The organism is Serratia sp. 22264, from assembly GCF_052045345.1.
In the GTDB taxonomy this organism is placed as follows: Bacteria; Pseudomonadota; Gammaproteobacteria; order Enterobacterales; family Enterobacteriaceae; genus Serratia; species Serratia plymuthica.
Genome location: NZ_JBQEOY010000002.1, coordinates 77,039 through 100,806 on the forward strand (window position 1 = coordinate 77,039; position 23,768 = coordinate 100,806).

General features: G+C 54.2%; 26 protein-coding genes and 2 tRNA genes. 17 read left to right on the forward strand and 11 right to left on the reverse strand.

Features of this window, described 5'->3' with window-relative positions; all coding sequences use genetic code 11:
* Position 1: 1 nt before the first annotated feature.
* On the forward strand, positions 2-349 hold the full coding sequence (locus ACTJJ1_RS11285; RefSeq protein ID WP_004952785.1) for a gamma-glutamylcyclotransferase family protein: 348 nt from the start codon (positions 2-4) through the stop codon (positions 347-349).
* A gap of 52 nt (positions 350-401) precedes the next feature.
* Here ACTJJ1_RS11285 and ppa read toward each other — a convergent pair whose 3' ends face one another.
* Entirely contained in the window at positions 402-932 is a 531-nt protein-coding gene (gene ppa, locus ACTJJ1_RS11290; RefSeq protein ID WP_004952787.1) for an inorganic diphosphatase, read from the reverse strand.
* Between the two features lie 256 nt (positions 933-1,188).
* On the opposite strand from ppa, the gene ACTJJ1_RS11295 reads away from it, so the two are divergent.
* Positions 1,189-2,742 carry a methyl-accepting chemotaxis protein gene (locus ACTJJ1_RS11295; protein ID WP_409443624.1) on the forward strand — a complete coding sequence of 518 codons (1,554 nt, stop codon included), beginning with the start codon at positions 1,189-1,191 and terminating at the stop codon, positions 2,740-2,742.
* 42 nt (positions 2,743-2,784) lie between these two features.
* On the opposite strand, the gene fbp is transcribed toward ACTJJ1_RS11295, so the two are convergent.
* Positions 2,785-3,789, reverse strand: a complete 1,005-nt coding sequence (gene fbp / locus ACTJJ1_RS11300) for a class 1 fructose-bisphosphatase (protein ID WP_004952791.1) — start codon at positions 3,787-3,789, stop codon at positions 2,785-2,787.
* A gap of 169 nt (positions 3,790-3,958) precedes the next feature.
* Between fbp and mpl the strand changes: the two genes are divergently transcribed.
* Entirely contained in the window at positions 3,959-5,338 is a 1,380-nt protein-coding gene (mpl, locus tag ACTJJ1_RS11305) for a UDP-N-acetylmuramate:L-alanyl-gamma-D-glutamyl-meso-diaminopimelate ligase (protein ID WP_004952794.1), read from the forward strand.
* Positions 5,339-5,528: 190 nt separating this feature from the next.
* On the opposite strand, the gene yhcN (ACTJJ1_RS11310) is transcribed toward mpl, so the two are convergent.
* The 3 genes from yhcN (ACTJJ1_RS11310) to argR form a co-directional block, all read right to left on the reverse strand.
* Entirely contained in the window at positions 5,529-5,792 is a 264-nt protein-coding gene (gene yhcN / locus ACTJJ1_RS11310) for a peroxide/acid stress response protein YhcN (protein WP_006317488.1), read from the reverse strand.
* 124 nt (positions 5,793-5,916) lie between these two features.
* Positions 5,917-6,180, reverse strand: a complete 264-nt coding sequence (yhcN, locus tag ACTJJ1_RS11315) for a peroxide/acid stress response protein YhcN (protein ID WP_440833712.1) — start codon at positions 6,178-6,180, stop codon at positions 5,917-5,919.
* Between the two features lie 405 nt (positions 6,181-6,585).
* The gene (argR, locus tag ACTJJ1_RS11320) at positions 6,586-7,056 is read right to left on the reverse strand and encodes a transcriptional regulator ArgR (RefSeq protein WP_004952803.1); all 471 of its coding nucleotides are present in this window, start codon (positions 7,054-7,056) and stop codon (positions 6,586-6,588) included.
* Between the two features lie 466 nt (positions 7,057-7,522).
* On the opposite strand from argR, the gene mdh reads away from it, so the two are divergent.
* Entirely contained in the window at positions 7,523-8,461 is a 939-nt protein-coding gene (gene mdh, locus ACTJJ1_RS11325) for a malate dehydrogenase (RefSeq protein WP_004952806.1), read from the forward strand.
* A 67-nt stretch (positions 8,462-8,528) separates the two neighbouring features.
* On the opposite strand, the gene ACTJJ1_RS11330 is transcribed toward mdh, so the two are convergent.
* Entirely contained in the window at positions 8,529-8,789 is a 261-nt protein-coding gene (locus tag ACTJJ1_RS11330; RefSeq protein ID WP_004952809.1) for a helix-turn-helix domain-containing protein, read from the reverse strand.
* A 181-nt stretch (positions 8,790-8,970) separates the two neighbouring features.
* On the opposite strand from ACTJJ1_RS11330, the gene ACTJJ1_RS11335 reads away from it, so the two are divergent.
* Entirely contained in the window at positions 8,971-9,321 is a 351-nt protein-coding gene (locus ACTJJ1_RS11335; protein WP_013811267.1) for a DNA-binding protein, read from the forward strand.
* Positions 9,322-9,370: 49 nt separating this feature from the next.
* On the opposite strand, the gene ispB is transcribed toward ACTJJ1_RS11335, so the two are convergent.
* Positions 9,371-10,342 (reverse strand): octaprenyl diphosphate synthase, encoded by a 972-nt coding sequence (ispB, locus tag ACTJJ1_RS11340; RefSeq protein ID WP_346826814.1) that lies wholly within the window; start codon positions 10,340-10,342, stop codon positions 9,371-9,373.
* A 269-nt stretch (positions 10,343-10,611) separates the two neighbouring features.
* Here ispB and rplU point away from each other — a divergent pair, with 269 nt between their 5' ends.
* The 4 genes from rplU (at position 10,612) to cgtA (ending at position 13,464) form a co-directional block, all read left to right on the forward strand.
* Positions 10,612-10,923 (forward strand): 50S ribosomal protein L21, encoded by a 312-nt coding sequence (gene rplU / locus ACTJJ1_RS11345; protein ID WP_004933561.1) that lies wholly within the window; start codon positions 10,612-10,614, stop codon positions 10,921-10,923.
* A gap of 17 nt (positions 10,924-10,940) precedes the next feature.
* On the forward strand, positions 10,941-11,198 hold the full coding sequence (rpmA, locus tag ACTJJ1_RS11350) for a 50S ribosomal protein L27 (RefSeq protein WP_004933559.1): 258 nt from the start codon (positions 10,941-10,943) through the stop codon (positions 11,196-11,198).
* 105 nt (positions 11,199-11,303) lie between these two features.
* Entirely contained in the window at positions 11,304-12,275 is a 972-nt protein-coding gene (locus ACTJJ1_RS11355; RefSeq protein ID WP_041417291.1) for a DMT family transporter, read from the forward strand.
* A 16-nt stretch (positions 12,276-12,291) separates the two neighbouring features.
* A complete protein-coding gene (cgtA, locus tag ACTJJ1_RS11360; protein ID WP_004952823.1) occupies positions 12,292-13,464 on the forward strand; it encodes an Obg family GTPase CgtA in 1,173 nt (390 codons plus the stop codon).
* 52 nt (positions 13,465-13,516) lie between these two features.
* Here the strand turns inward: cgtA and pmrB are convergent, their stop codons facing one another.
* Genes pmrB through dacB form a run of 3 tightly spaced genes read right to left on the reverse strand, consistent with a single transcriptional unit; the run spans position 13,517 to position 16,682 of the window.
* Entirely contained in the window at positions 13,517-14,581 is a 1,065-nt protein-coding gene (gene pmrB, locus ACTJJ1_RS11365; RefSeq protein ID WP_440833717.1) for a two-component system sensor histidine kinase PmrB, read from the reverse strand.
* On the reverse strand, positions 14,578-15,240 hold the full coding sequence (gene pmrA / locus ACTJJ1_RS11370; protein WP_004952828.1) for a two-component system response regulator PmrA: 663 nt from the start codon (positions 15,238-15,240) through the stop codon (positions 14,578-14,580). The genes pmrB and pmrA overlap by 4 nt, the downstream gene beginning before the upstream one ends.
* Positions 15,241-15,248: 8 nt before the next feature.
* A complete protein-coding gene (gene dacB, locus ACTJJ1_RS11375) occupies positions 15,249-16,682 on the reverse strand; it encodes a serine-type D-Ala-D-Ala carboxypeptidase (protein WP_004952830.1) in 1,434 nt (477 codons plus the stop codon).
* 255 nt (positions 16,683-16,937) lie between these two features.
* On the opposite strand from dacB, the gene greA reads away from it, so the two are divergent.
* The gene (gene greA / locus ACTJJ1_RS11380) at positions 16,938-17,414 is read left to right on the forward strand and encodes a transcription elongation factor GreA (protein ID WP_004952832.1); all 477 of its coding nucleotides are present in this window, start codon (positions 16,938-16,940) and stop codon (positions 17,412-17,414) included.
* 114 nt (positions 17,415-17,528) lie between these two features.
* On the opposite strand, the gene yhbY is transcribed toward greA, so the two are convergent.
* On the reverse strand, positions 17,529-17,822 hold the full coding sequence (gene yhbY / locus ACTJJ1_RS11385) for a ribosome assembly RNA-binding protein YhbY (RefSeq protein WP_004933536.1): 294 nt from the start codon (positions 17,820-17,822) through the stop codon (positions 17,529-17,531).
* 143 nt (positions 17,823-17,965) lie between these two features.
* Here yhbY and rlmE point away from each other — a divergent pair, with 143 nt between their 5' ends.
* The 7 genes from rlmE to ACTJJ1_RS11420 all read left to right on the forward strand — a co-directional run bounded on the left by rlmE (position 17,966) and on the right by ACTJJ1_RS11420 (position 23,741).
* The gene (rlmE, locus tag ACTJJ1_RS11390; RefSeq protein ID WP_004952836.1) at positions 17,966-18,595 is read left to right on the forward strand and encodes a 23S rRNA (uridine(2552)-2'-O)-methyltransferase RlmE; all 630 of its coding nucleotides are present in this window, start codon (positions 17,966-17,968) and stop codon (positions 18,593-18,595) included.
* Positions 18,596-18,651: 56 nt separating this feature from the next.
* Complete coding sequence (ftsH, locus tag ACTJJ1_RS11395; protein WP_037430164.1) at positions 18,652-20,583, forward strand: ATP-dependent zinc metalloprotease FtsH; 1,932 nt, start codon at positions 18,652-18,654, stop codon at positions 20,581-20,583.
* 92 nt (positions 20,584-20,675) lie between these two features.
* Positions 20,676-21,509 (forward strand): dihydropteroate synthase, encoded by an 834-nt coding sequence (folP, locus tag ACTJJ1_RS11400; RefSeq protein WP_004952843.1) that lies wholly within the window; start codon positions 20,676-20,678, stop codon positions 21,507-21,509.
* 7 nt (positions 21,510-21,516) lie between these two features.
* Complete coding sequence (gene glmM / locus ACTJJ1_RS11405) at positions 21,517-22,854, forward strand: phosphoglucosamine mutase (protein WP_004952846.1); 1,338 nt, start codon at positions 21,517-21,519, stop codon at positions 22,852-22,854.
* 250 nt (positions 22,855-23,104) lie between these two features.
* The gene (secG, locus tag ACTJJ1_RS11410; RefSeq protein ID WP_004952849.1) at positions 23,105-23,440 is read left to right on the forward strand and encodes a preprotein translocase subunit SecG; all 336 of its coding nucleotides are present in this window, start codon (positions 23,105-23,107) and stop codon (positions 23,438-23,440) included.
* A 77-nt stretch (positions 23,441-23,517) separates the two neighbouring features.
* Positions 23,518-23,604: transfer RNA gene (locus ACTJJ1_RS11415), tRNA-Leu, on the forward strand.
* Positions 23,605-23,664: 60 nt separating this feature from the next.
* Positions 23,665-23,741: transfer RNA gene (locus ACTJJ1_RS11420), tRNA-Met, on the forward strand.
* Positions 23,742-23,768: the final 27 nt, after the last annotated feature.

Sequence of the window (23,768 nt, forward strand, 5' to 3'; positions counted from 1 at the left end):
GATGCGAATAATTGTCTACGGCAGTTTACGACGCAAACAGGGAAACAGCCATTGGATGACCAACGCCCAATGGCTCGGCGAGCATGAGCTCGAGGGCTATCAGATTTATAATCTGGGCCATTACCCGGCGGCGATCCCTGGAGAGGGCTCGGTACATTGTGAGGTGTACCGTATTAACTCATCGATTCTGGCAGAGCTGGACGAACTGAAAAGCAACACCAAGGACTATAAGCGCGAGCTGATTCAGACGCCTTATGGGAGTGCGTGGATCTACCTGTATAAACACAGTGTGGACGGTTACCCGCGGATTAACAGCGGCGACTGGTTGAAGCGTCTCGACGAAAAGTAATAAAAAAACACCGCTCATTGAGCGGTGTTTTTTCATCGGACGGCGGCAAGAATTACTTCTTGGCAGCGCGTTCGAAAGAGGCAACGATTTCAGCTTTGGCAGCGGCAGCGTCTGCCCAGCCTTCCACTTTCACCCATTTGCCTTTTTCCAGATCTTTATAATGCTCGAAGAAATGGGCGATCTGGGCACGCAGCAGTTCTGGCAGGTCGTTCACATCTTTGATGTGATCGTACTCTTTGGTCAGCTTGCTGTGCGGAACGGCAACCAGTTTTGCATCTTCACCGGCTTCGTCGGACATCTTCAGCACGCCTACCGGACGGCAGCGGATCACAGAACCCGGCTGCAGCGGATACGGGGTCGGTACCAGCACGTCAACCGGGTCACCGTCCAGAGACAGGGTGTGGTTGATGTAACCGTAGTTGCACGGATAGAACATCGCGGTGGACATGAAACGGTCAACGAACAGCGCGCCGGTGTCCTTGTCGATTTCATATTTGATCGGATCGGCGTTAGCCGGGATTTCGATAACAACGTAGATGTCTTCCGGCAGGTCTTTGCCAGCTGGGACCAGATTCAAGCTCATGTCGGTTTCCTTTAATCAAACCAGAAATGGAGTGGCGGCTATTATAGCGGACTCTTTTGCGATTTCCTGCCCTTTTCATCACCGACTCCCCCGAGGGGAGCCATCCGCCCCATTTCCAGATTAATCCTCCAACAAGGTTAAGTTTCTCCCGCGGTTGCCGATAACTTCATCAAATAATAATGAGCCGGCGAAGTCTGGCTCTGCGTTTTACCTCCCCTACGTTTGATCTCACAATTTCTGAAGCCGGGAAGAACTCATGCTAAAAAAGATTACGGTGAAGGCCGGGCTGATTGCCTTGCTGAGCCTGACGACGCTGTTGCTGATTATGGTCAGCACGATCGGCGTCAACGCGATTAATGAAGGGTCGCGCTCGCTACATACACTGAACCAGATCCTGGGGGAGGAACTGGGATCGCTGGCCAGCAGTTCCAACCTGACGCTGCGCGCCAGAACCGCCGCTTCGCTGGCGGTGCGTCAGCGGGAAATCGGCCAGATTGAGGTCTCCGACGCTACGGTAGGCCGTATCTATGATTACCTCGAGCAGTCGAAGCACGAAATGGAGCGCTTCGTCAGCGTCGGCACCGTCACGGAACGCGGGCGTGAACTGTCTAGCCGTTTGCAAAACAGCTACCGGGCCTATCTGGAACAGGGGGTCAGGCCGATGGCTGACGCCATCAAGGCCGGCAAGGTCGATGACTATTACGAGATTCAGGAAACCCGTATTTCGGCCCTGAGTATCGCCTTCGAAAAAGACCTCAGCGATTTCCGCAGCTTTGCCATGAAGGTGGGGCAGCAGCGGGTGGATGAGGCGGAAAATAATGCCAGCACCAAAATCACCCTGATCGTGGTCGCCGGTTTACTCAGCGTGCTGTTGGCGATACTGGCCTGGTTTGCTTTGCGGGTGATTATCCTGCGCCCCCTCGATGAATCTATCGACCAACTGGAATATATCGCCGGCGGTGACCTGACGCACCGAATTACCGGCGAAGGGGATACCGAGATGGGCCGTCTGGTGCGCGCCATGCAACGCATGCAACAGGCGTTGGTCGGTTCGGTCAGCAAGGTACGCGATGCCAGCAGCCAGATTGATACCGGCTCACGTGAGCTGGCTGCCGGTAACCTGCATCTGGCGCAGCGTACCGAAGAGTCCGCAGCCTCGCTGGAGGAAACGGCGGCCAGCATGGAACAGCTGACCTCGACGGTGAAGATGAACGCCGAGAATTGCGAGCAGGCAAACCAACTGGCGCTGAGCGTATCCGATATCGCCAACCAAGGCAGTGAGGTGGTCAGCCAGGTGATGGACAAGATGCAGGCGATTACCGACAGCTCGCGGCGCATCGCCGATATCATCAGCGTGATGGACGGCATTGCCTTCCAGACCAATATTCTGGCGTTGAATGCGGCGGTCGAAGCGGCCCGCGCCGGTGAACAGGGGCGCGGTTTCGCGGTGGTGGCCGGCGAGGTACGCAGCCTGGCACAGCGCAGTGCGCAGTCGGCGAAAGAGATCAAAGGGTTGATTGAAGCGTCACAGAATCGGGTGCAGGAAGGTGAGCAAATGGCGGAGTCTGCGGCGAAAACCATGAACGGCATTACCGGTGAAGTGGGCCGCGTGACGGCGCTGATGCGGGAAATTTCGGCGGCTACCCGGGAACAAAGCAGCGGTATTGAGCAGGTGAATCTGGCGGTGGCGCAGATGGATCAGGTCGCGCAACAAAACGCTGCATTGGTCGAAGAGTCTGCGGCGGCGACGCGTTCGCTGGAGGAGCAGGCTCAATTGCTGGCGCAGAGCATGGCGGCGTTCAAATTATGATGGCGTGACAGGGGGCGGCATGCCGCCCCCTGAAGAGAGGCTTTACTCGTCCGGGTTTTCGGCGATAAAGCGCTCGGCGTCTTCAACCATGGATTTGGTGCCGACGAAGAACGGCGCACGCTGGTGCAGTTTCACCGGGGTAATGTCCAGAATACGGTTTTTACCGTCGCTGGCTTTACCGCCGGCCTGTTCCGCCAGGAACGCCATCGGGTTGCATTCATACAGCAGGCGCAGCTTGCCTTGCGGGTGGCTGGCGGTGCTTGGATAAATGTAGATGCCGCCTTTCAGCAGGTTGCGGTGGAAGTCGGCAACCAGTGAACCAATGTAGCGTGAGGTGTAAGGGCGTTGTGTCGCTTCGTCCTGCTCCTGGCAATACTTGATGTATTTCTTCACGCCGCGAGGGAACTTGATGTAGTTGCCTTCGTTGATCGAATACATATTGCCGGTGGCAGGATAACGCACTTTCTCATGGGAGAGACAGAACACGCCCAGAGACGGATCGTAAGTAAAGGCATGCACGCCATAACCGGTGGTGTACACCAGCATGGTGGATGAACCATAAACCACGTAGCCGGCTGCAACCTGGGCGCTGCCTGGCTGCAGGAAATCTTCTTCGGTCACGGGAGTGCCGACCGGGGTGATGCGACGATAGATAGAGAAAATAGTACCGACCGAGACATTGACATCAATGTTGGACGAACCGTCCAACGGATCCATCAACACCACATACTTGCCATTTTCAGCCCGCTCGCCATCGAAAATCACGATTTCATCTTCTTCTTCAGAAGCGATACCCGCAACTTCACCGCGCGCTTTCAACGCAGCTTTCAGCTTTTCGTTGGCGAACAGGTCCAGTTTCATCTGGACTTCACCCTGTACGTTGGAAATGCCGCTGGTACCGAGGATATCAACCAGACCCGCTTTGTTGATGTCGCGGTGGATGATTTTGGCGCCCAGTTTAATTGCAGAAAGTAACGCTGTCAGCTCGCCGGTGGCGTGAGAGAAGTCGTGCTGTTTCTCGACGATAAATTCGCCTAACGTTTTCATGACACAATCCCTGAATCTACGGATGGGTAGCGGTTTGTTAACAAACCGCCAACGTATTCGCGAGCAGTGTAGCCCAAAGATGAGCGCTATTCATAGGCAAATCCATTTCTTCTGGACGATTCTGAGCGGTAGAATAAGGTAACATTCGACGTACTCAATTGAGAAAACTATGCGCATTCACATTCTTGGGATCTGTGGCACCTTTATGGGCGGGCTGGCGGTACTGGCTCGTTCGTTGGGACATGAGGTGACCGGCTCTGACGCTAATGTCTATCCGCCGATGAGCACGCTGCTGGAGAAAGAGGGGATCGACCTGATCCAGGGTTACGATCCGGCTCAGTTGGATCCCGTGCCGGATCTGGTGATCATCGGCAACGCCATGACGCGCGGCAACCCGTGCGTGGAAGCGGTGCTGGAGCAAGGCATCCCATACGTTTCCGGCCCGCAGTGGCTGCATGACTATGTACTGCGCGATCGCTGGGTGTTAGCGGTTGCCGGGACCCACGGCAAGACCACCACCGCCGGCATGGCAACCTGGATCCTGGAAGCCTGTGGTTATCAGCCCGGTTTTGTCATCGGTGGCGTGCCGGGGAACTTCGACGTTTCCGCACGCTTGGGCGGCAGCCCGTTCTTTGTGATCGAGGCCGATGAGTACGACTGTGCGTTCTTCGACAAACGCTCCAAGTTTGTTCATTACAGCCCGCGTACGCTGATCATGAACAATCTGGAGTTTGATCATGCTGATATTTTCGACGATCTGAAAGCGATCCAGAAGCAGTTCCATCATCTGGTGCGTCTGGTGCCGGGCAAGGGCAAGATCATTTTGCCTGATAACGACAACCACCTGAAACAGGTGATGGCGATGGGCTGTTGGAGCGAGCAGGAGTTGGTCGGGGAAGAAGGCGCATGGCGGGCGCACAAGCTGACGCCGGACGCCAGCCACTATGAAGTGTTCCTCGATGGCGAAAAAGCGGGCGAGGTGAAATGGGCGCTGGTGGGCGAACACAATATGCATAATGGCCTGATGGCGATTGCTGCCGCACGTCACGTTGGCGTGCAGCCTGCGGACGCCTGCGCCGTGCTCGGCGATTTCATCAATGCCCGTCGCCGCCTGGAGTTGCGCGGTGAAGCCAATGGCGTCACGGTGTATGACGATTTTGCGCATCACCCAACGGCGATCCTGGCGACCCTGGCCGCTCTGCGCGGTAAAGTGGGCGGCACCGCCCGTATTCTGGCGGTGCTTGAACCACGCTCCAATACCATGAAAATGGGTATCAGCAAGAACGATTTGGCGCCATCGCTTGGCCGTGCCGATGAGGTATTCCTGTTCCAGCCGCACCATATTCCCTGGCAGGTGGCGGAAGTGGCGGAAGCCTGCGTGCAGCCGGCCCACTGGAGTGCCGATCTCGGCACCTTGGTGGACATGATTGTGAGAACCGCCCAGCCGGGTGACCATATCCTGGTGATGAGCAACGGTGGGTTCGGCGGGATCCACGATCGGCTGCTGGAGGCACTGGCCAACAAGCCAGAGCCGAAAGTCACCTACTGATCGACAGGGTTGATTCGAGAAAGGGCCGTTTGCGGCCCTTTTTTTCGCCTATAAAAAAGCCCTCGCGAGCGAGGGCAACGGGGTTCGTCGGATAGGACGACGATAAACTTCAGAGAATTCGCGTTTACGACAGAACTCGGCAGTGGCAGTGACGAGGGTAATCAGTTCGGCAATCGCGTTCTCTGAATTGTTATTTGTAGATTTCGGCAGTCGCGTGCCAGTTGCCGTTTTCGTAGGCTTCGATCACGCGGTACGCTTTAGCGCCTTGTTTATCGGCTTTGTCGGACAGCGCCTGACGAATATCCGAAGGTGCACCTGTGACGCCACTGGCGGTAATGGTGCCGACAGACTGAAGATCCGCGGCCTGGTCATTGGTGATCAACGTAGCGGCTGAAGCGCCGAACGAAAGGGCTGACATCAGGCTAATTGCCGCGAGGGTAGCTTTCATGTTCATGGTCGTGTGTCCTGTAGCGATAACAGCCAGGAAGGGCTTTACAGCGTTTATTATTCTTGAAAGCTGTTATCGGCAATGCTGGTTTCCAGAGAGATATTGCCCGTTGCCGGGTAATGCCGGGGTCTTATTTATAAATTTCAGCCGTGGCGTGGTAGTTGCCTTCATTGCGCGCTTCGATCACACGGTAAGCGGTCGCGCCACGGGCATCGGCTTTTTCAGACAGCGCCTGACGGATATCTGAAGGGGCGCCGGCTACGCCGCTGACGGTAATGGTGCCTGCGGACTGCAGTTTGGCTGCTTGATCTGCATCAACGGATTGTGCTGCAAATGCGCCAAAGGAAAGCACAGACAGGATGCTGAGAGTTGCAACTGTAGCTTTAATCTTCATGATTTCACCTTATCGTATTCTTTTATCAGTTCCAATGAACTGTGATTTACGTCACGGAAATGAGTATACATCTAGTAACTCTAAAAATTAATAGCTAGCTAACAGTTTCTAGTGAAACTTTATTATGGCGTCTCTTATTTTTAATAACCATATGGAATAAAAAACGCTCATAAAACGTTCTTTTGATGTTAAATTTATGTAATTTCAATAAGGTAAGTGTTTTTGACCAAATGTGCGGAAAAGGGCAGCAGCTATCGCTGGCTTTATATAAATGTCATTGGAATGTGCCGTAACAAGGCGGAAATCAGGTTTTAAACGTGGTAGGGCGCGGGGGAAAGGTAAAGACAGAGTTAAAGAAGCGCTAACAAAACGCGACCGTCAGCCGCATTTTGTTAGCGTTGAGTATCATAACTCTTGTTCGAACAGCGACAGAATGGCTTCGTACAGCTGGCGAGCGGTAAAGCTGCTGGCCGGGGTAACGAAAATGGTGTCGTCACCGGCGATGGTGCCGAGTATGCCTTCGGATTTACCCAGGGAATCCAGCAGGCGGGCGATCAACTGTGCGGCGCCGGGGCTGGTATGAATGACCACTACGGCATCGTTGTGATCGACATCCAGCACCAAATTTTTCAGTGGGCTGGTGGTGGTCGGCACGCCGAGCTCGGCTGGAAGGCAATACACCATTTCCATTTTTGCATTGCGGGTACGCACCGCGCCGAACTTGGTCAGCATGCGCGATACTTTGGATTGGTTGATGTTTTCGAAGCCTTCTTCTTGCAGCGCCAAAACGATCTCGCCTTGAGAACTGAATTTTTCTTCTTTCAATAACGCTTTAAACGCCTTGATCAGATCTTCCTGCTTTGCGGGATTACGCATTTTGCACCGTGGAATGTTGACAATAGAAGTGATTATTATGCATATAAATGAATTTTTATGCAATAAGAGGACGTCCGAAGAAAACAATGCTGCCCGGACAATGAGGAAAGGGCGGGATTTTAACAAAATCCGTACCCCATGAATATGCCCTTTCAGCGACCGAAAAAGCGGCCCGTGGCGGTAAAGAAAATGTTATTAAAATGATGTTGTTCTGATGTTGTGTAAGGGTGTAATGTAACCGCCGGTTAACTTGCTTGTGAATAACCTCGCACTATTTTTGATTAATGTGCGCTATGCCCTTAATGTGTAAGCCATTTAATTTAAAATGAGCGCGACATCGGCTGTTTTATTGCGCCAGTTCTCAAACAGACTGTTAAGAGATTGTTTTTAAAGGTGTAATAATTTAAGGTCCGTAACCAACATATTCACGGCGCTTTATATATTTAAGATAATAAAGGAGTATAGGATGAAAGTTGCAGTTCTCGGTGCTGCTGGCGGTATCGGCCAGGCCCTCGCCCTTCTACTCAAAACCCAGCTTCCTTCAGGTTCTGAACTCTCTCTCTACGACATTGCCCCCGTTACCCCAGGCGTTGCCGTCGACTTAAGCCACATCCCTACCGCAGTTAAAATCAAAGGCTTCAGCGGCGAAGATGCTACTCCGGCTCTGCATGGTGCAGACGTAGTGCTGATTTCTGCCGGCGTTGCGCGTAAACCTGGTATGGATCGTTCAGATCTGTTCAATGTCAACGCAGGCATCGTGCGTAATCTGATCCAGCAAGTGGCAACAACCTGCCCGAAAGCCTGTATCGGCATTATCACCAACCCGGTAAACACCACCGTGGCAATCGCGGCAGAAGTGCTGAAGAAAGCCGGTGTTTACGACAAAAACAAACTGTTTGGCGTGACCTCGCTGGATATCATCCGTTCCAACACCTTCGTGGCTGAGCTGAAAGGCAAACAGCCGGAAGAGCTGAACGTGCCGGTTATCGGCGGGCATTCTGGCGTGACCATTCTGCCACTGTTGTCACAGATTCCGGGCGTGAGCTTTACCGAGCAGGAAGTGGCGGATCTGACCAAGCGTATCCAGAATGCGGGTACTGAAGTGGTTGAAGCCAAAGCCGGCGGCGGGTCCGCAACTCTGTCAATGGGTCAGGCGGCGGCGCGTTTCGGCCTGTCTCTGGTTCGTGCGCTGCAAGGCGAAGCGGGCGTGGTGGAATGCGCTTATGTGGAAGGTGACGGCAAATATGCCCGCTTCTTCGCACAGCCACTGCTGCTGGGCAAAAATGGCGTAGAAGAACGTAAAGACATCGGTACTCTGAGCGCGTTCGAGCAGAAAGCGTTGGAAGAGATGCTGGATGTTCTGCATAAAGATATCGAACTGGGCGAAAAGTTTATCAATAACTGATCAACCCAGGACGCATGAGTATGCACAAGCCGCCGGACATCGCACCGGCGGTTTTTTTATGCCCGAATCATGACCTGATACGGGCTTTTCGATTCAGCAGGTCGTTGGTGTGCGGGTCGAAATAGCGGCTTGGCCAGATCTCGGCAGGATGGATGTCCAGCGCTTCGGCAATCAGCCATTCCCCTTTTGGCCAGGGCCGAGATAGCGCGTTTGCCAGTGTTGATGAACTAAGCCCCGCTTTGCGGGATACCGCCGCCAGTGTCGTTCCCTTCTTACGTAAAGCTGCAATGATATCCGCCGGGTGCCAGTCCTTGTTCCTTGAATTCATGTTTGCATTCCCTTTTTTGATTAGCGAAAGTTCTGTTAGTGGTATAACTAACAGGTCAAGATTAATCGTTTGAACAACATGAAACGCTTATACGGAAACTAGAATACCACTAAATTTCCAAAAAAATATCTCATTAATTTCTAAAAAATATCTTTGCACATTTTCCTCAGAGATCATGGCTATGAAAAAAGAGTGGTTTGCCGCCAAGGAACTTACAGGCATTGCAGGATTACCCTCTTCACCACAGGGAATAAATTTGATGGCGCGTCGTGATGGCTGGATCAGCCGCCGGCGTAAAGGCGTGCAGGGAAAGGCGCTGGAATATCATATTGACAGCTTACCGTCAGGTACGCGCAACTTACTGATGATGAAAGAAGATCCGGCTATTTATGACATCGAGCGAAAGGATCCGTTGGCAGTATGGATTGAATATTACTATCACCTGACGGAAACCGAGCGTGACAAAGTATTGGCGTTCCTGATGCGTGAAGGCATAGGTAGCCTGCTGGCGCGTATTACGGAGGGGAAGTGAAACAGACCCGCGCCGCGGGTCTGTAGAAACTGCTTAAGTTTTTTGTTTCTCAAAAATCTCGCTGAACCGCAAGGTGCGCTAATCCTTCCAATGCGGAGCGATGAGGGGATTCCGGCAGAACCTGCAGCGCGGCAATCGCCTTATCTGCTTCTTCTTCGGCGCGTTGGCGGGTATATTCAAGCGAACCGCACTGTTGCATGGCCTGTAAAACAGGTTCCAGCAGATGACGGCCGCTGCCTTGCTCAATGGCTTCGCGGATCATGGCCGTTTGCGCGCTGTTGCCGTTACGCATGGCGTGCAGCAAGGGCAGTGTGGGCTTCCCTTCGTTCAGATCGTCGCCGGTATTTTTACCCAGGGTGCTGCCGTCGGCGCTGTAATCGAGCAGATCGTCGATCAACTGGAAAGCGGTGCCGAGATAACGGCCGTAATCCTGCAGCGCTTTTTCTTCTGCTTCGCTGGCGTCTGAAAGGATCGCCGACGATTGCGCCGCCGCTTCAAACAGACGAGCGGTTTTGCTGTAGATTACCCGCATATAGCTTTCTTCGGTGATGTCCGGATCGTTCACGTTCATTAACTGCAGCACTTCACCTTCAGCAATGACGTTGACCGCTTCGGACATCAGCGCCAGCACGCGGAGTGACTCCAGGCTGGTCATCATCTGGAAAGCGCGGGTATAAATGAAGTCGCCCACCAGCACGCTGGCAGCATTGCCGAACGCGGCATTGGCGGTAGCCTTGCCGCGTCGCATGTCGGATTCATCCACCACGTCATCATGCAGCAGAGTCGCGGTATGAATGAATTCGATCAGCGCAGCGACGGTAATGTGCTTATCACCTTGATAATGCAATGCCCGCGCCGCCAGAACGGCGATCATCGGGCGGATGCGTTTACCGCCACCGCTGATAATGTAATAGCCAAGCTGATTGATGAGTGTGACATCGGAATTCAGCTGTTCGAGAATTGTTGCGTTCACGGCCGCCATATCTTGCGCGGTTAACTCGGTAATTTGCTCTAGGTTCATTGTATTTTTTTCAGCTGTGTTTCTCTTCACCGCGTTGAGATCGCTGCTCACATCGGTACATGGCGGTAACTGTCCTCCTGATTGTACTTGAAAAACGGCTCAGATAAACGCCATGAAAGAAACTGTGCTTTTTTTCTTCTTTTTTCTGCTTCTGGTCTTATTCTGCTCTTGTCATATGCGGGATTATTGCGTAGAATTCGCGCCCTATTGTGAATATTTATAGCGCGCTCTGTACTAAACAGTTGGGCACGCGGAAAGCGGAGTTTTATATGTACGCGGTTTTCCAAAGTGGTGGTAAACAACACCGAGTAAGCGAAGGTCAGACCGTTCGCTTGGAAAAGCTGGACATCGCAACTGGTGAAGCGGTTGAGTTTGACCAGATTCTGATGATCGCTAATGGCGAAGATATCAAAATCGGCGTTCCTTTCGTCGATGGCGGTAAGATCAAAGCTGAAGTCGTTGCTCACGGTCGTGGCGAGAAAATTAAGATTGTTAAGTTTCGTCGTCGTAAGCACCACCGTAAGCAGCAGGGCCACCGTCAGTGGTTCACTGACGTTAAAATCACCGGCATCAGCGCTTAAGTTAGGAGAGCGGATTAATGGCACACAAAAAGGCTGGCGGCTCGACTCGTAACGGTCGCGATTCAGAAGCTAAACGTCTGGGCGTAAAACGCTTTGGCGGCGAAGCAGTACTGGCAGGCAGCATCATCGTTCGTCAGCGCGGCACCAAATTCCACGCTGGTACCAACGTGGGTTGCGGCAAAGACCACACTCTGTTTGCTTTGAAAGACGGTAAAGTCAAGTTCGAAGTTAAAGGCCCGAGCAATCGTAAATTCATCAGCATCGAAGCTGAATAATTTTCCGAGCCTTACTAAATAGATGTAAGCCCCGCAACTCGTTGCGGGGCTTTTTACATTTATGGGCTGCTTATGTACCGGCCCGTCAGCGTTGGCAAAGGTAAGATGGAAACGAAACAGCAGGTCGGAATTGGCATTTCTCTGGCGGTGACTACGGCGATTTGCTGGGGTGCGTTGCCGATTGCGATGAAAGAAGTGCTGGTAGTGATGGATCCATTTACCATCGTTTGGTATCGATTTACCCTTGCTGCACTCGGCCTGGGGGCCATTCTGGCGATACGCGGCAGGCTGCCCCCGGTAAAAATGTTCCGTCAGCCGCGCTGGCTGTTAATACTGGCTGTCGCCACTGCGGGCCTGTTGGGGAATTTTATCTTCTTCAGTTCTTCGCTGCAGTATCTCAGCCCGACGGCATCGCAGGTGATCGGCCAGCTGTCGCCGGTGGGTATGATGTTCGCCAGCGTGTTGATTTTAAAAGAACGCATGCGTATCACCCAAGTGATTGGCGCGCTAATGTTGATCTGTGGACTGATGCTGTTTTTCAATGTCAGCCTGATTGAGATTTTCACCCGCCTGACGGATTACACCCTTGGGGTGCTGTTGGGCGTCTGTGCGGCGATGGTTTGGGTTACTTATGGCGTTGCGCAGAAAGTATTGCTGCGCCGATTGGCCTCGCCGCAGATCCTGGTAATGTTGTACACTTTATGTGCAGTGGCGCTGTTCCCTCTGGCCCGGCCAGAGCTGATTTCCCAGCTCAGCGGTTGGCAATTGGCCTGCCTGCTGTTTTGTGGCGCCAACACGTTGATTGGCTATGGCGCACTGGCGGAAGCCATGGCGCGCTGGCAGGCGGCGCAGGTGAGTGCGTTAATCACGCTGACGCCGCTGTTTACCCTGCTGTTTTCAGATTTATTGGCGCTGGCCTGGCCACACGTATTCGCCGCCCCGGCATTGAATGTCGTCGGCTATATCGGTGCTTTCGTGGTGGTAGCGGGCGCCATGTTTTCCGCAATTGGTCACCGGTGGTGGCCGCGACGGGCAGAAACCAACCTGGTTGCTCCTTTAAAGCAGCCCGGTGAATGATTTACGGAGACGGTAAATGAAGTTTGTAGATGAAGCAGCGATTTTGGTCGTTGCAGGTGACGGTGGTAATGGTTGTGTCAGCTTCCGCCGCGAAAAGTATATCCCGAACGGTGGGCCGGATGGCGGCGATGGCGGTGACGGCGGTGACGTCTATCTGCTGGCGGACGAAAACCTCAATACGTTGATCGACTACCGCTTTGAGAAATCTTTCCGTGCCGAACGCGGTCAGAATGGCCAGAGCCGTGACTGTACCGGTAAGCGTGGCAAAGACATTACCGTCAAGGTGCCGGTCGGTACTCGCGTGCAGGATCAGGGCACTGGCGAGATCCTCGGTGACATGACCCGCCACGGCCAACAACTGATGGTCGCTAAAGGCGGTTGGCACGGTTTGGGCAACACCCGTTTCAAATCCTCGGTTAACCGTGCACCGCGTCAGAAGACGCTGGGCACTGCCGGTGAAGCCCGCGACATCTTGCTGGAGCTGCTGCTGCTGGCCGATGTCGGCATGCTTGGTCTGCCGAATGCCGGCAAGTCGACCTTTATCCGCGCGGTTTCCGCCGCCAAGCCAAAGGTTGCCGATTATCCGTTTACCACTCTGGTGCCAAGCCTCGGCGTGGTGCGTATGGATCACGAGCAGAGCTTTGTGGTTGCCGATATTCCGGGGCTGATTGAAGGTGCATCCGACGGTGCCGGCCTGGGTATCCGTTTCCTGAAGCATCTGGAGCGTTGCCGCGTGCTGTTGCACCTGGTGGATATCGCCCCGATCGACGAATCCAACCCGGTAGAAAATGCCAAAGTCATCATCAATGAGCTGAACCAATACAGCGAAAATCTGGCGCAGAAGCCACGCTGGCTGGTGTTCAACAAAGTTGACCTGGTAGGTGCGGAAGAAGCGGCCGAACGTGCCAAGGCTATCGCAGAGGACATGGGTTGGGAAGGTAAGTACTACATGATCTCCGCCGCCAACCGCGAAGGTGTCAATGCGCTGTGCTGGGACGTGATGAACTTTATCAACAGCCAACCGAAAGCTATGGCGATCGAAGAAAGCGCACCTGAGAAAGTCGAGTTCATGTGGGACGATTACCACCGTGAACAGCTCGCGGAAGTGGAAGCCGAAGCGGATGACGATTGGGATGACGACTGGGACGAAGATGACGACGAAGGCGTCGAGATCGTTTACCAGAAATAATCTTGCGAAGAGAAGGGCCCAGTTCACAATACTGGGCCTTTTTTTATCGACGTTATTTGTTCAGCACGTTTTTGGGTAGCCAGCATTGGGCATTCAGCCCACTGGCATCCTGCCGATTTTCCAGCGTCAGGTGCCCCTGATGCAACTGCACGATACGGGTTACGATGTTCAGTCCTAGCCCACTGCCGCCATAACGCTGATCCATACGGCGGAACGCCTGGGTGAGTTCACCCGCCATCTTTTCTTTAACGCCTGGGCCTTCATCGATCACCTGCAGCAGGTGGCCGCGATCCTGCGGTATAAGCTTAACCTGAATGAGGCTGCCTTCGGGGCTGTAGCGGTGCGCATTCTCCACCAGGTTGCGCAGCAAGAGGCGCAACAGCACCGGATCGCCATGGATTTGCGCCTCCGCAGGGAGTCGCCAAAGCAACTTTTGTTCGCGTTGAGCGGCCAGCTCCTCAAGCTCATCCTTTAGTGGCTGGATCACATCTTTCACCCAGTCAAAACGTTGATAGTGCCCGCTGGCAAAATCCTGCCCGGCGCGCGACAGCATCAGCAGCTGTTCGACGGTGTGCATCAGTTGGTCAATGCGGGTAATCAGCGGTTTGCTTTGTGTAATACCCTGTTTTTCCATCAGTTCCAGGTGCAGTCTGATCCCTGCCAACGGCGTGCGCAGTTCATGTGCCGCGTCGGCGGTGAACAGCCGCTCTTGCTGGATGGTGTTGTCCAGGCGTGAGAAAAGCTGATTGAGTGCCGTGGTGACCGCTTTCATTTCCAGGCTGTCGCTGTTGAGCGGCAGTGGGGTCAGATTATCGGCGGAGCGTTTTTCCAGCCGTTGTTGCAGCTGATTGAGTGGGCGGATAATCCAGCTAATGGCCCAGAATGAGGCGAGCAGCGTGACGATCATCATGATCAGGGAAGGAGCGAGCAGCGAAGCTATCGCTTCGGCGATTTCGGTGTCGACGCGCTCGGTACGGATCTTGGCCGACAGCGTTTCATCCACCAGGAAGCTGATTTGTTCCTGGCTTTCATGCCACAACCAAAAGGCGCTGATAAGCTGGGTGACCAGGAGGATCAGCGCCAGCATCAACAACAGACGACGGCGCATGCTGATCATGATGAGGATTCCAGGCGATAACCGATACCGCGGACGGTACGGATGCGATCCTTGCCCAATTTGCGGCGCAGGTTATGGATATGCACTTCCAGCGTGTTGGAACCTAAATCATCCTGCCAGGTGTAAAGGTCCTGCTGCAGCAGTTCACGATTGACCGTTTGCCCGGCGCGCATCATAAGGCGAGACAGGATGGCGAACTCTTTTGGCGTGACTTCAACCGGCTGTTGTTGAACGTAAACCTGCTGGCTGGAAAGATTGAGCTGGAGATCGTCCAGTTGCATGAGGTTGTCGCTGTGGCCCTGATAGCGGCGGATTAAGGCGCGTACCCGCGCCTGCAGCTCAACCAGCGCGAAGGGCTTCACCAGGTAATCGTCAGCACCGGCGTCCAGCCCGTCGACACGGTCTTCCAGTGCGTCGCGGGCGGTGAGGATCAGCACCGGCAAGTCGACTTGCTGACGGCGCCACTGCCGCAGCAGGCTGGCGCCGTCCTGGTCGGGCAGACCGAGATCGAGGATGATCATGCTGTATTGGCTGGTAATGAGCAGCGCATTGGCTTGCGCCGCCGTAGCGGCGCAGTCGCAGGCATAACCCTCGTTGGCCAATGCCAGCGCCAGCCCTTGCTGCAACAGCTCATCGTCTTCAACAATCAGCAGTTTCATCCTGACCCTCAGTTATTCTGATAAATATCCCGGTACAAGCGGCTTTCGAAACGCACCAGAGGAGCGCGACGCTGTTTCTGATCTTCCGGCGGCACGGCATAACCCGACAGGTATTGCACGAAAGCAAAACGTTGGCCGCTGGCGGTGGTGATAAAGCCCGCCAGGTTATACACGCCCTGCAGTGCGCCGGTTTTGGCGGAAACCTTGCCATCGACACCGGCTTCGTGCAGCCCGCCACGGTAGCGCAGCGTGCCGTCGTAGCCGGACAGCGGCAGCATCGAAATAAAATTCAGTTCGCTGTCATGCTGCGCGATGTATTGCAACGCTTGCATCATGGTCGCCGGGGCCAGCAGGTTATGACGCGAGAGGCCAGAGCCGTCCACCACAATGCTGTTGCCCAGATCGACCCCGGCTTTTTGACGCAGCACCTGACGTACGGCGTCCGCGCCGGCGCGCCAGGTACCCGGAACGCCGAAACGTTCATGGCCGATAGTGCGGAACACGGTATCGGCGATCATGTTGTCCGATTTCTTCAACATGATTTTCAGCAATTCGTGCAACGGTGCCGATTGCGTCTGCGCAATCACCGTGCCGGCCAGGCCAGGTTGAGTCTGGCGTTTCAGGTGGCCATCTATCTGGATGCCGGCTTGCGTCAGCTCATCTTTCAGGATAGCCCCGGCATAGCTGGCTCCATCCTGAATGGCGAACGCCAGCGGCAGCGGATCGCTGCGTTGGGTCAGGCAGCCGGTCAGGGTAAAGCGGTTCAGTTCGCCCGGCACCACGTCCAGCTCACAGTATTGGGCGTCCGCAGAGCCTCTCGCCAATGTTCGCACCTGGCTGAACATGTTGACCGGGTAATAAGAGGCTACGCGTATAAAGGCCATATCGCCTGGGTTTGGCGCACTGTACAGCGATACCGAGAAGCAGTTGCGATCGACGATCGCCGCTGCCGGCGGTGCACTAAAGCACTGCGTCAGATCGTTCCACGGCCAACCTGGGGCCTTGTCGTGGCTGGCGAATACCGACGTGTCGACCAGCACGTCGCCGGTAATCTGGCGCACGCCCTGTTTTTTCAGGATCGCCACCATATTACGCAGGCTTTGGCGTTTAAAGGTCGGGTCGCCGCTGAAGCGGGCGATCAGATTGCCGCGCAGCACACCGTCACTGATGTCGCCCTGGCTTTCCAGCGTGGTGGTGAAGCGATAGTCGGGGCCGAGCTGCAACAAGGCAGCCAGCGCCGTCAGCACCTTTTGGGTACTGGCCGGTAACGCCATTTGCTGTGAATGATAATCGATGGTCGGCGCATCGGCGCCGATCTTCTGAACTACCAGGGCAAGGTTGGCCCCATCAGGCAAATATTGTGTGTAATCTTCCACCGGGGCCGCATTTGCATTCAGAACAAATGCGCAAGCCAATGCACTGACAATTCGTGAAAAACGCATAATCTCGGGATAACAGCTGGATAACGTGCCGTCATACTACGGTGCATTCAGGGAGAAAGTAAACGATGACCCTCAAGGAACTCTACGCTAAAATGCGTATCAAAATGCAAAATCGATCCTGACTTGGGCGAATGTCCCGAGTCAGGCTTCTTTTGTTTGTCGCCTGGAGGCGGGGGGCATACACCCACCGTTTTTTCATTCGAACACGTCAGGACGACGGCTATTTGAACAGGAAGATTTAGAGGTATTTACTATATGAAACAGATCCCGATGACTTTGTTTGGCGCTGAAAAACTGCGCGAAGAGCTTGAATATCTGAAGGGTGTGCGCCGTCCTAAAATCATTGCGGACATCGCGACTGCCCGTGAACACGGCGATTTGAAAGAAAACGCAGAGTACCATGCGGCTCGTGAGCAGCAAGGTTTTTGCGAAGGGCGTATTCAGGAAATTGAAGCCAAACTGTCGAACGCGCAAGTGATCGACATCACCAAGATGCCAAACAATGGCCGCGTGATTTTTGGCTCCACCGTTTCGGTGATGAATCTGGATAGCGAAGAAGAAGTGACTTACCGAATCGTGGGTGACGATGAGGCCGACTTCAAGAAAAATCTGATTTCGGTAAATTCACCTATGGCACGCGGTTTGATCGGTAAAGAGCAGGACGATGTGGTCGTCATTAAAACCCCGGGCGGCGATGTAGATTATGAGATCTTGAAGGTTGAATATCTCTGATATACGCCCAATCGCTCAGAAAATCGCCAGGGTTTTGTAAAGAAAGGAAAAAGGCCGCATGCGGCCTTTTATCTGAATCAGGTGCATGGCACCTTTTCGTTAACCCAATGCTTATTAACGCGGTAGACTGATCTTGCGCTCTTTCGATGGGCGGTAAAGAATAAGCGTACTGCCGATGACTTGTACGTTGCAGGCACCCGTTTCACGCACGATAGCGTCGGCGATCAGGGTTTTGGTTTCGCGATCTTCAGCAGCGATTTTTACCTTGATCAGCTCATGATGTTCCAGAGCCTGTTCAATTTCAGCCAGCACCCCTTCGGTGAGACCGTTATTACCCAGCATGACAACCGGTTTTAACGGATGCGCCAAGCCTTTCAGGTGCTGTTTTTGTTTATTATTCAGATTCATTGTCTTTTTTGCTTAAGTTGGGATTGAAAACGGTACATTCTACCGCCATCTCATGTATATCACCAAATCGGTCTTCACCGGTGTGAGTCTACGTGAGCAGCGAACCTGACATAAGACTCTTTTTATGATAGTTGGAAAACGAGATGGCTAATAAAAAGCGTTCTGCTAGCTCCAGTCGCTGGTTACAAGAACACTTTAGCGATAAATATGTGCAACAGGCGCAGAAAAAAGGGCTGCGTTCGCGCGCCTGGTTTAAACTTGATGAAATACAGCAAAGTGACAAGCTATTTAAACCCGGCATGACCGTAGTGGATTTAGGCGCAGCGCCGGGCGGTTGGTCGCAGTATGTAGTAACGCAGATCGGCGGTAACGGTCGTATCATCGCCTGTGATATTTTGCCAATGGATCCTATCGTTGGTGTCGATTTCCTTCAGGGCGATTTTCGTGATGAACTGGTCCTTAAAGCTCTGTTGGAACGTGTAGGTGAAAGTAAGGTTCAGGTGGTTATGTCTGACATGGCCCCGAATATGAGTGGCACTCCGGCCGTCGATATTCCAAGATCGATGTATCTGGTGGAATTAGCACTGGGAATGTGTCGTGATGTCCTCGCGCCAGGCGGAAGTTTCCTGGTGAAGGTGTTCCAGGGAGATGGCTTTGACGAGTACCTACGGGAAATTCGCTCCCTGTTTACGAAGGTTAAGATTCGTAAGCCAGACGCTTCCCGCGCACGTTCGCGCGAAGTGTACATTGTAGCGACAGGGCGCAAGCTGTAGTACCCTAACGCTGTTTGTTAACACAGTTGTAATATGAGGTTAATCCCTTGAGTGACATGGCGAAAAACCTAATTCTCTGGTTAGTCATCGCGGTAGTGTTGATGTCTGTATTCCAGAGCTTTGGGCCCAGCGAGTCGAATGGCCGTAGGGTGGATTACTCTACCTTCATGTCCGAGCTGACCCAGGACCAGGTTCGCGAAGCGCGAATCAACGGACGTGAAATTAACGTTACCAAGAAAGACAGTAACAAATACACGACCTACATCCCTGTCAACGATCCTAAGTTGCTTGATACGTTGTTGACGAAAAATGTGAAAGTTGTTGGTGAACCGCCTGAAGAGCCGAGCTTGCTGGCTTCTATCTTCATTTCATGGTTCCCGATGCTGTTGCTGATTGGGGTTTGGATCTTCTTCATGCGGCAGATGCAGGGCGGCGGCGGCAAGGGCGCGATGTCCTTCGGCAAGAGCAAGGCCCGTATGCTGACGGAAGACCAGATCAAAACCACTTTTGCCGACGTTGCCGGTTGCGATGAAGCAAAAGAAGAAGTGAGCGAACTGGTGGAATACCTGCGCGAGCCGAGCCGCTTCCAGAAGTTGGGCGGCAAGATCCCGAAAGGCGTGCTGATGGTTGGCCCGCCGGGGACCGGTAAAACCCTGCTGGCGAAAGCCATCGCGGGTGAAGCAAAAGTGCCGTTCTTCACCATTTCCGGCTCCGACTTCGTGGAAATGTTTGTCGGTGTGGGTGCTTCCCGTGTGCGCGATATGTTCGAGCAAGCGAAGAAAGCGGCACCGTGCATCATCTTCATCGATGAAATCGACGCCGTCGGTCGTCAGCGTGGCGCCGGTCTGGGTGGCGGTCATGATGAACGTGAACAGACGCTGAACCAGATGCTGGTTGAGATGGACGGCTTTGAAGGCAACGAAGGCATTATCGTCATCGCTGCGACCAACCGTCCGGACGTGCTTGACCCGGCGTTGCTGCGTCCAGGCCGTTTCGACCGTCAGGTCGTGGTGGGTCTGCCGGACGTGCGTGGCCGTGAACAAATCCTGAAGGTGCATTCACGTCGCGTGCCGTTGGCGCCAGACGTTGATGCTTCTGTGCTTGCACGTGGTACCCCGGGCTTCTCCGGTGCGGACCTGGCTAACCTGGTCAACGAAGCGGCTCTGTTTGCCGCCCGCGGCAACAAACGCGTAGTGTCGATGGTTGAGTTCGAAAAAGCCAAAGACAAAATCATGATGGGCGCGGAACGTCGCTCCATGGTGATGACCGAAGCGCAGAAAGAGTCGACCGCGTATCACGAAGCAGGCCACGCCATTATCGGCCGTCTGGTTCCTGAGCACGATCCGGTGCACAAGGTCACTATTATTCCGCGTGGCCGTGCGTTGGGTGTTACCTTCTTCCTGCCGGAAGGCGATGCAATCAGCGCCAGCCGTCAGAAGCTGGAGAGCCAAATCTCTACGCTGTACGGCGGTCGTCTGGCTGAAGAGATCATTTACGGGCCAGAGAAAGTCTCTACCGGTGCGTCGAACGACATTAAAGTGGCGACCTCGATTGCCCGCAACATGGTGACCCAATGGGGCTTCTCCGAGAAGCTGGGGCCGCTGCTGTATGCGGAAGAAGAGGGCGAAGTGTTCCTGGGCCGTTCCGTGGCCAAAGCGAAACACATGTCGGACGAAACTGCGCGCATCATCGACCAGGAAGTGAAATCCCTGATCGAACGCAACTATATCCGTGCGCGTGCGTTGTTGATGGAAAACATGGACATCCTGCATTCAATGAAGGATGCCTTGATGAAGTATGAAACCATCGATGCGCCACAGATTGACGATCTGATGAACCGTAAAGACGTGCGTCCGCCAGCGGGTTGGGACGATGTGAACAAGGGCAGCAATTCCGACAACGGCGGCACCCCAAAAGCCCCGACGCCGGTAGATGAGCCGCGCACGCCAAACCCAGGCAATACCCTGTCTGAACAGCTAGACAAGTAACTTCGGCTGTGTAATAACATCGAACCCCGGCATGCCGGGGTTTTTTATTGCCCGGCGGGCAGTGATCCAGGCGACAGTAAGGTGAATTAGCGATGCAGTTAACCGTGCGAGACATGACTCTCGATCTCTCCCATCCACGGGTGATGGGGATCCTCAATGTAACCCCGGATTCTTTCTCTGACGGCGGCCGTCACAACACCTTGAATCAGGCGTTGTTGCATGCGCATGCGCTGATTTCAGCCGGTGCGACCATGATTGACGTGGGCGGAGAGTCGACCAGGCCGGGAGCCGCGGAGGTCAGCGAAGAGGAGGAGATCGCACGCGTGGTGCCTGTGGTGGAAGCAATTGCCCGGCGTTTTGAAGTCTTTATCTCGGTGGATACTTCGAAAGCGGGGGTGATTCGCGAGTCGGCTAAAGCGGGTGCGCATCTGATCAATGACGTTCGCTCGCTGCAGGAGCCGGGGGCGCTGGAGGCTGCCGTGGCAAGCGGGCTGCCGGTGTGCCTGATGCACATGCAGGGCGAACCGCGCACCATGCAGCAGGCGCCGCATTATGACGACCTGATCGCCGATGTGAATACATTTTTCCAGCGGCATATCGAACGTTGCAATGCCGCCGGCATTACAAATCAGAAATTGCTGCTCGACCCGGGATTCGGTTTCGGTAAGAATTTGGCTCACAATTATCAACTGCTGGCCAGATTGTCAGAGTTTCATCACTTTGGCCTGCCGCTGTTGGTAGGGATGTCGCGTAAGTCGATGATTGGACAGCTGCTGAATGTCCCCCCTGAACAGCGGGTTATCGGCAGCGTGGCCTGTGCGGTGATCGCCGCTATGCAGGGCGCACAGATTGTCAGAGTGCATGACGTTAAAGAAACCGTCGAGGCGATGCGTGTCGTCGAGGCAACACTTTCAGCTAAGGGATGACAGAGACATGAGCGAGCGCAAATATTTTGGTACCGACGGCATTCGTGGCAAAGTCGGCGATAGCCCTATTACCCCGGATTTCGTGCTGAAACTTGGCTGGGCTGCGGGTAAGGTACTGGCACGTCACGGCTCCCGCAAAATCATTATCGGTAAAGATACCCGCATTTCCGGCTACATGCTGGAGTCGGCGCTGGAGGCCGGCCTGGCCGCTGCGGGGTTATCCGCTTCTTTCACCGGTCCGATGCCGACGCCGGCGGTGGCTTATCTGACGCGTACCTTCCGTGCCGAAGCCGGTATCGTGATCTCTGCATCACATAACCCATTCTACGACAACGGTATTAAATTCTTCTCCATTGATGGGGCCAAGCTGCCGGATCATGTCGAAGAGGCCATTGAAGCCGAAATGGAAAAACCGCTGACCTGCGTGGAGTCTGCCGAGTTGGGTAAGGCGAGCCGGATTATCGATGCCGCCGGCCGTTACATCGAATTCTGCAAAGGCACCTTCCCGAGCGAACTGAGCCTGAAGGGCCTGAAAATCGTGGTGGACTGCGCCAACGGCGCGACCTACCACATCGCACCGAGCGTGTTGCGAGAGCTGGGCGCTACGGTGATTGCTATCGGCGTTGAGCCGGATGGCATGAACATCAATGAGAAATGCGGCGCGACCGACGTTCGCCAACTGCAAGAACGCGTACTGCTGGAAAAAGCGCACGTCGGTCTGGCGTTTGACGGTGACGGCGACCGCGTGATGATGGTTGATCACCTTGGCAACAAAGTGGATGGCGACCAGATCCTGTACATCATCGCCCGTGAGGGGTTGCGTCAGGGCCAGTTGCGCGGTGGCGCAGTCGGTACGCTGATGAGCAACATGGGCCTGGAACTGGCGCTCAAGCAGCTTGGTATCCCGTTTGCCCGCGCAAAAGTGGGTGACCGCTACGTACTGGAGAAGCTACAGGAACTGGGCTGGCGCATTGGCGCAGAAAACTCCGGCCACGTGATCCTGCTGGATAAAACCACAACGGGTGACGGCATCATCGCCGGCCTGCAGGTGCTGACCGCGATAGTGCGTAACAGCATGAGTTTGCACGACCTGTGCAGTGGCATGAAACTGTTGCCGCAGATCCTGGTTAACGTGCGTTTTGTCGGCGAGCACAACCCGTTGGAGTCTGACGATGTGCGTAAAGTCACCGAGCAGGTTGAAACCGAGTTGGCTGGCCGTGGCCGCGTTCTTTTGCGTAAATCAGGTACCGAACCCTTGATCCGCGTGATGGTGGAAGGTGAGGATGAACAGCAGGTTACCGCGCTGGCGCATCGTATTGCCGATGCTGTAAAGGCGGCCGGTTAACGGATTGCCGAGAGCCGGGGGCTGTTTGGGGCCCCCGGAAAACACAGCCTGCGAATTTTATTGGCGTTTTTTTCCGCAAACACGCCGGCTGCTGCAAATTGCCCTTGCGCGGGTTAGCGGCTTTGGTTAGTATTCACACCCGCTTCAGTGGGCAGTTTGATACAACGCCTGCGACTTCTTAATAGAAAAGAAGCCTTTGGGGTGTGAAGCATTTGGCACGCGGTGAAGCCGCAAGGATACGGGTACAACTATGTACGAAGCTCTTCTGGTAATTTTCCTGCTGATCTCAATCGGGCTTGTTGCTCTGATTATGCTGCAGCAAGGTAAAGGCGCTGATATGGGAGCCTCATTCGGAGCAGGTGCGTCTGGCACATTGTTCGGTTCGAGTGGTTCCGGTAACTTCATGACCCGCATGACGGCTATTCTGGCGGCATTGTTCTTCGTCATCAGTTTGATCCTGGGCAACCTGAGCACCAACCAGAGCAAGAAAGGCAGCGAGTGGGAAAACCTGGGTCAGCCAGTGAAATCTGAGCAGACTACCGCACCGGCGGCACCAACCAAGCCGAGCAGCGATATCCCACAGTAAGCGGCAAGCAGTCACAGAGTTTGAAAACGGTTGTTGTTACCTCAATAAAATAACAGCCGTTAGCAGCAAGAATCAGTACCGAGGTGGTGGAATTGGTAGACACGCTACCTTGAGGTGGTAGTGCCCTAACGGGCTTGTGGGTTCGAGTCCCATCCTCGGTACCAAATCCCAGAGATAACTTGCAATTTTGCAATTATCGGCGTAATATTTGCCACGTTTTCGGACGCGGGGTGGAGCAGCCTGGTAGCTCGTCGGGCTCATAACCCGAAGGTCGTCGGTTCAAATCCGGCCCCCGCAACCACTTTCCTTTAAGTGTTTATTTTCAAAT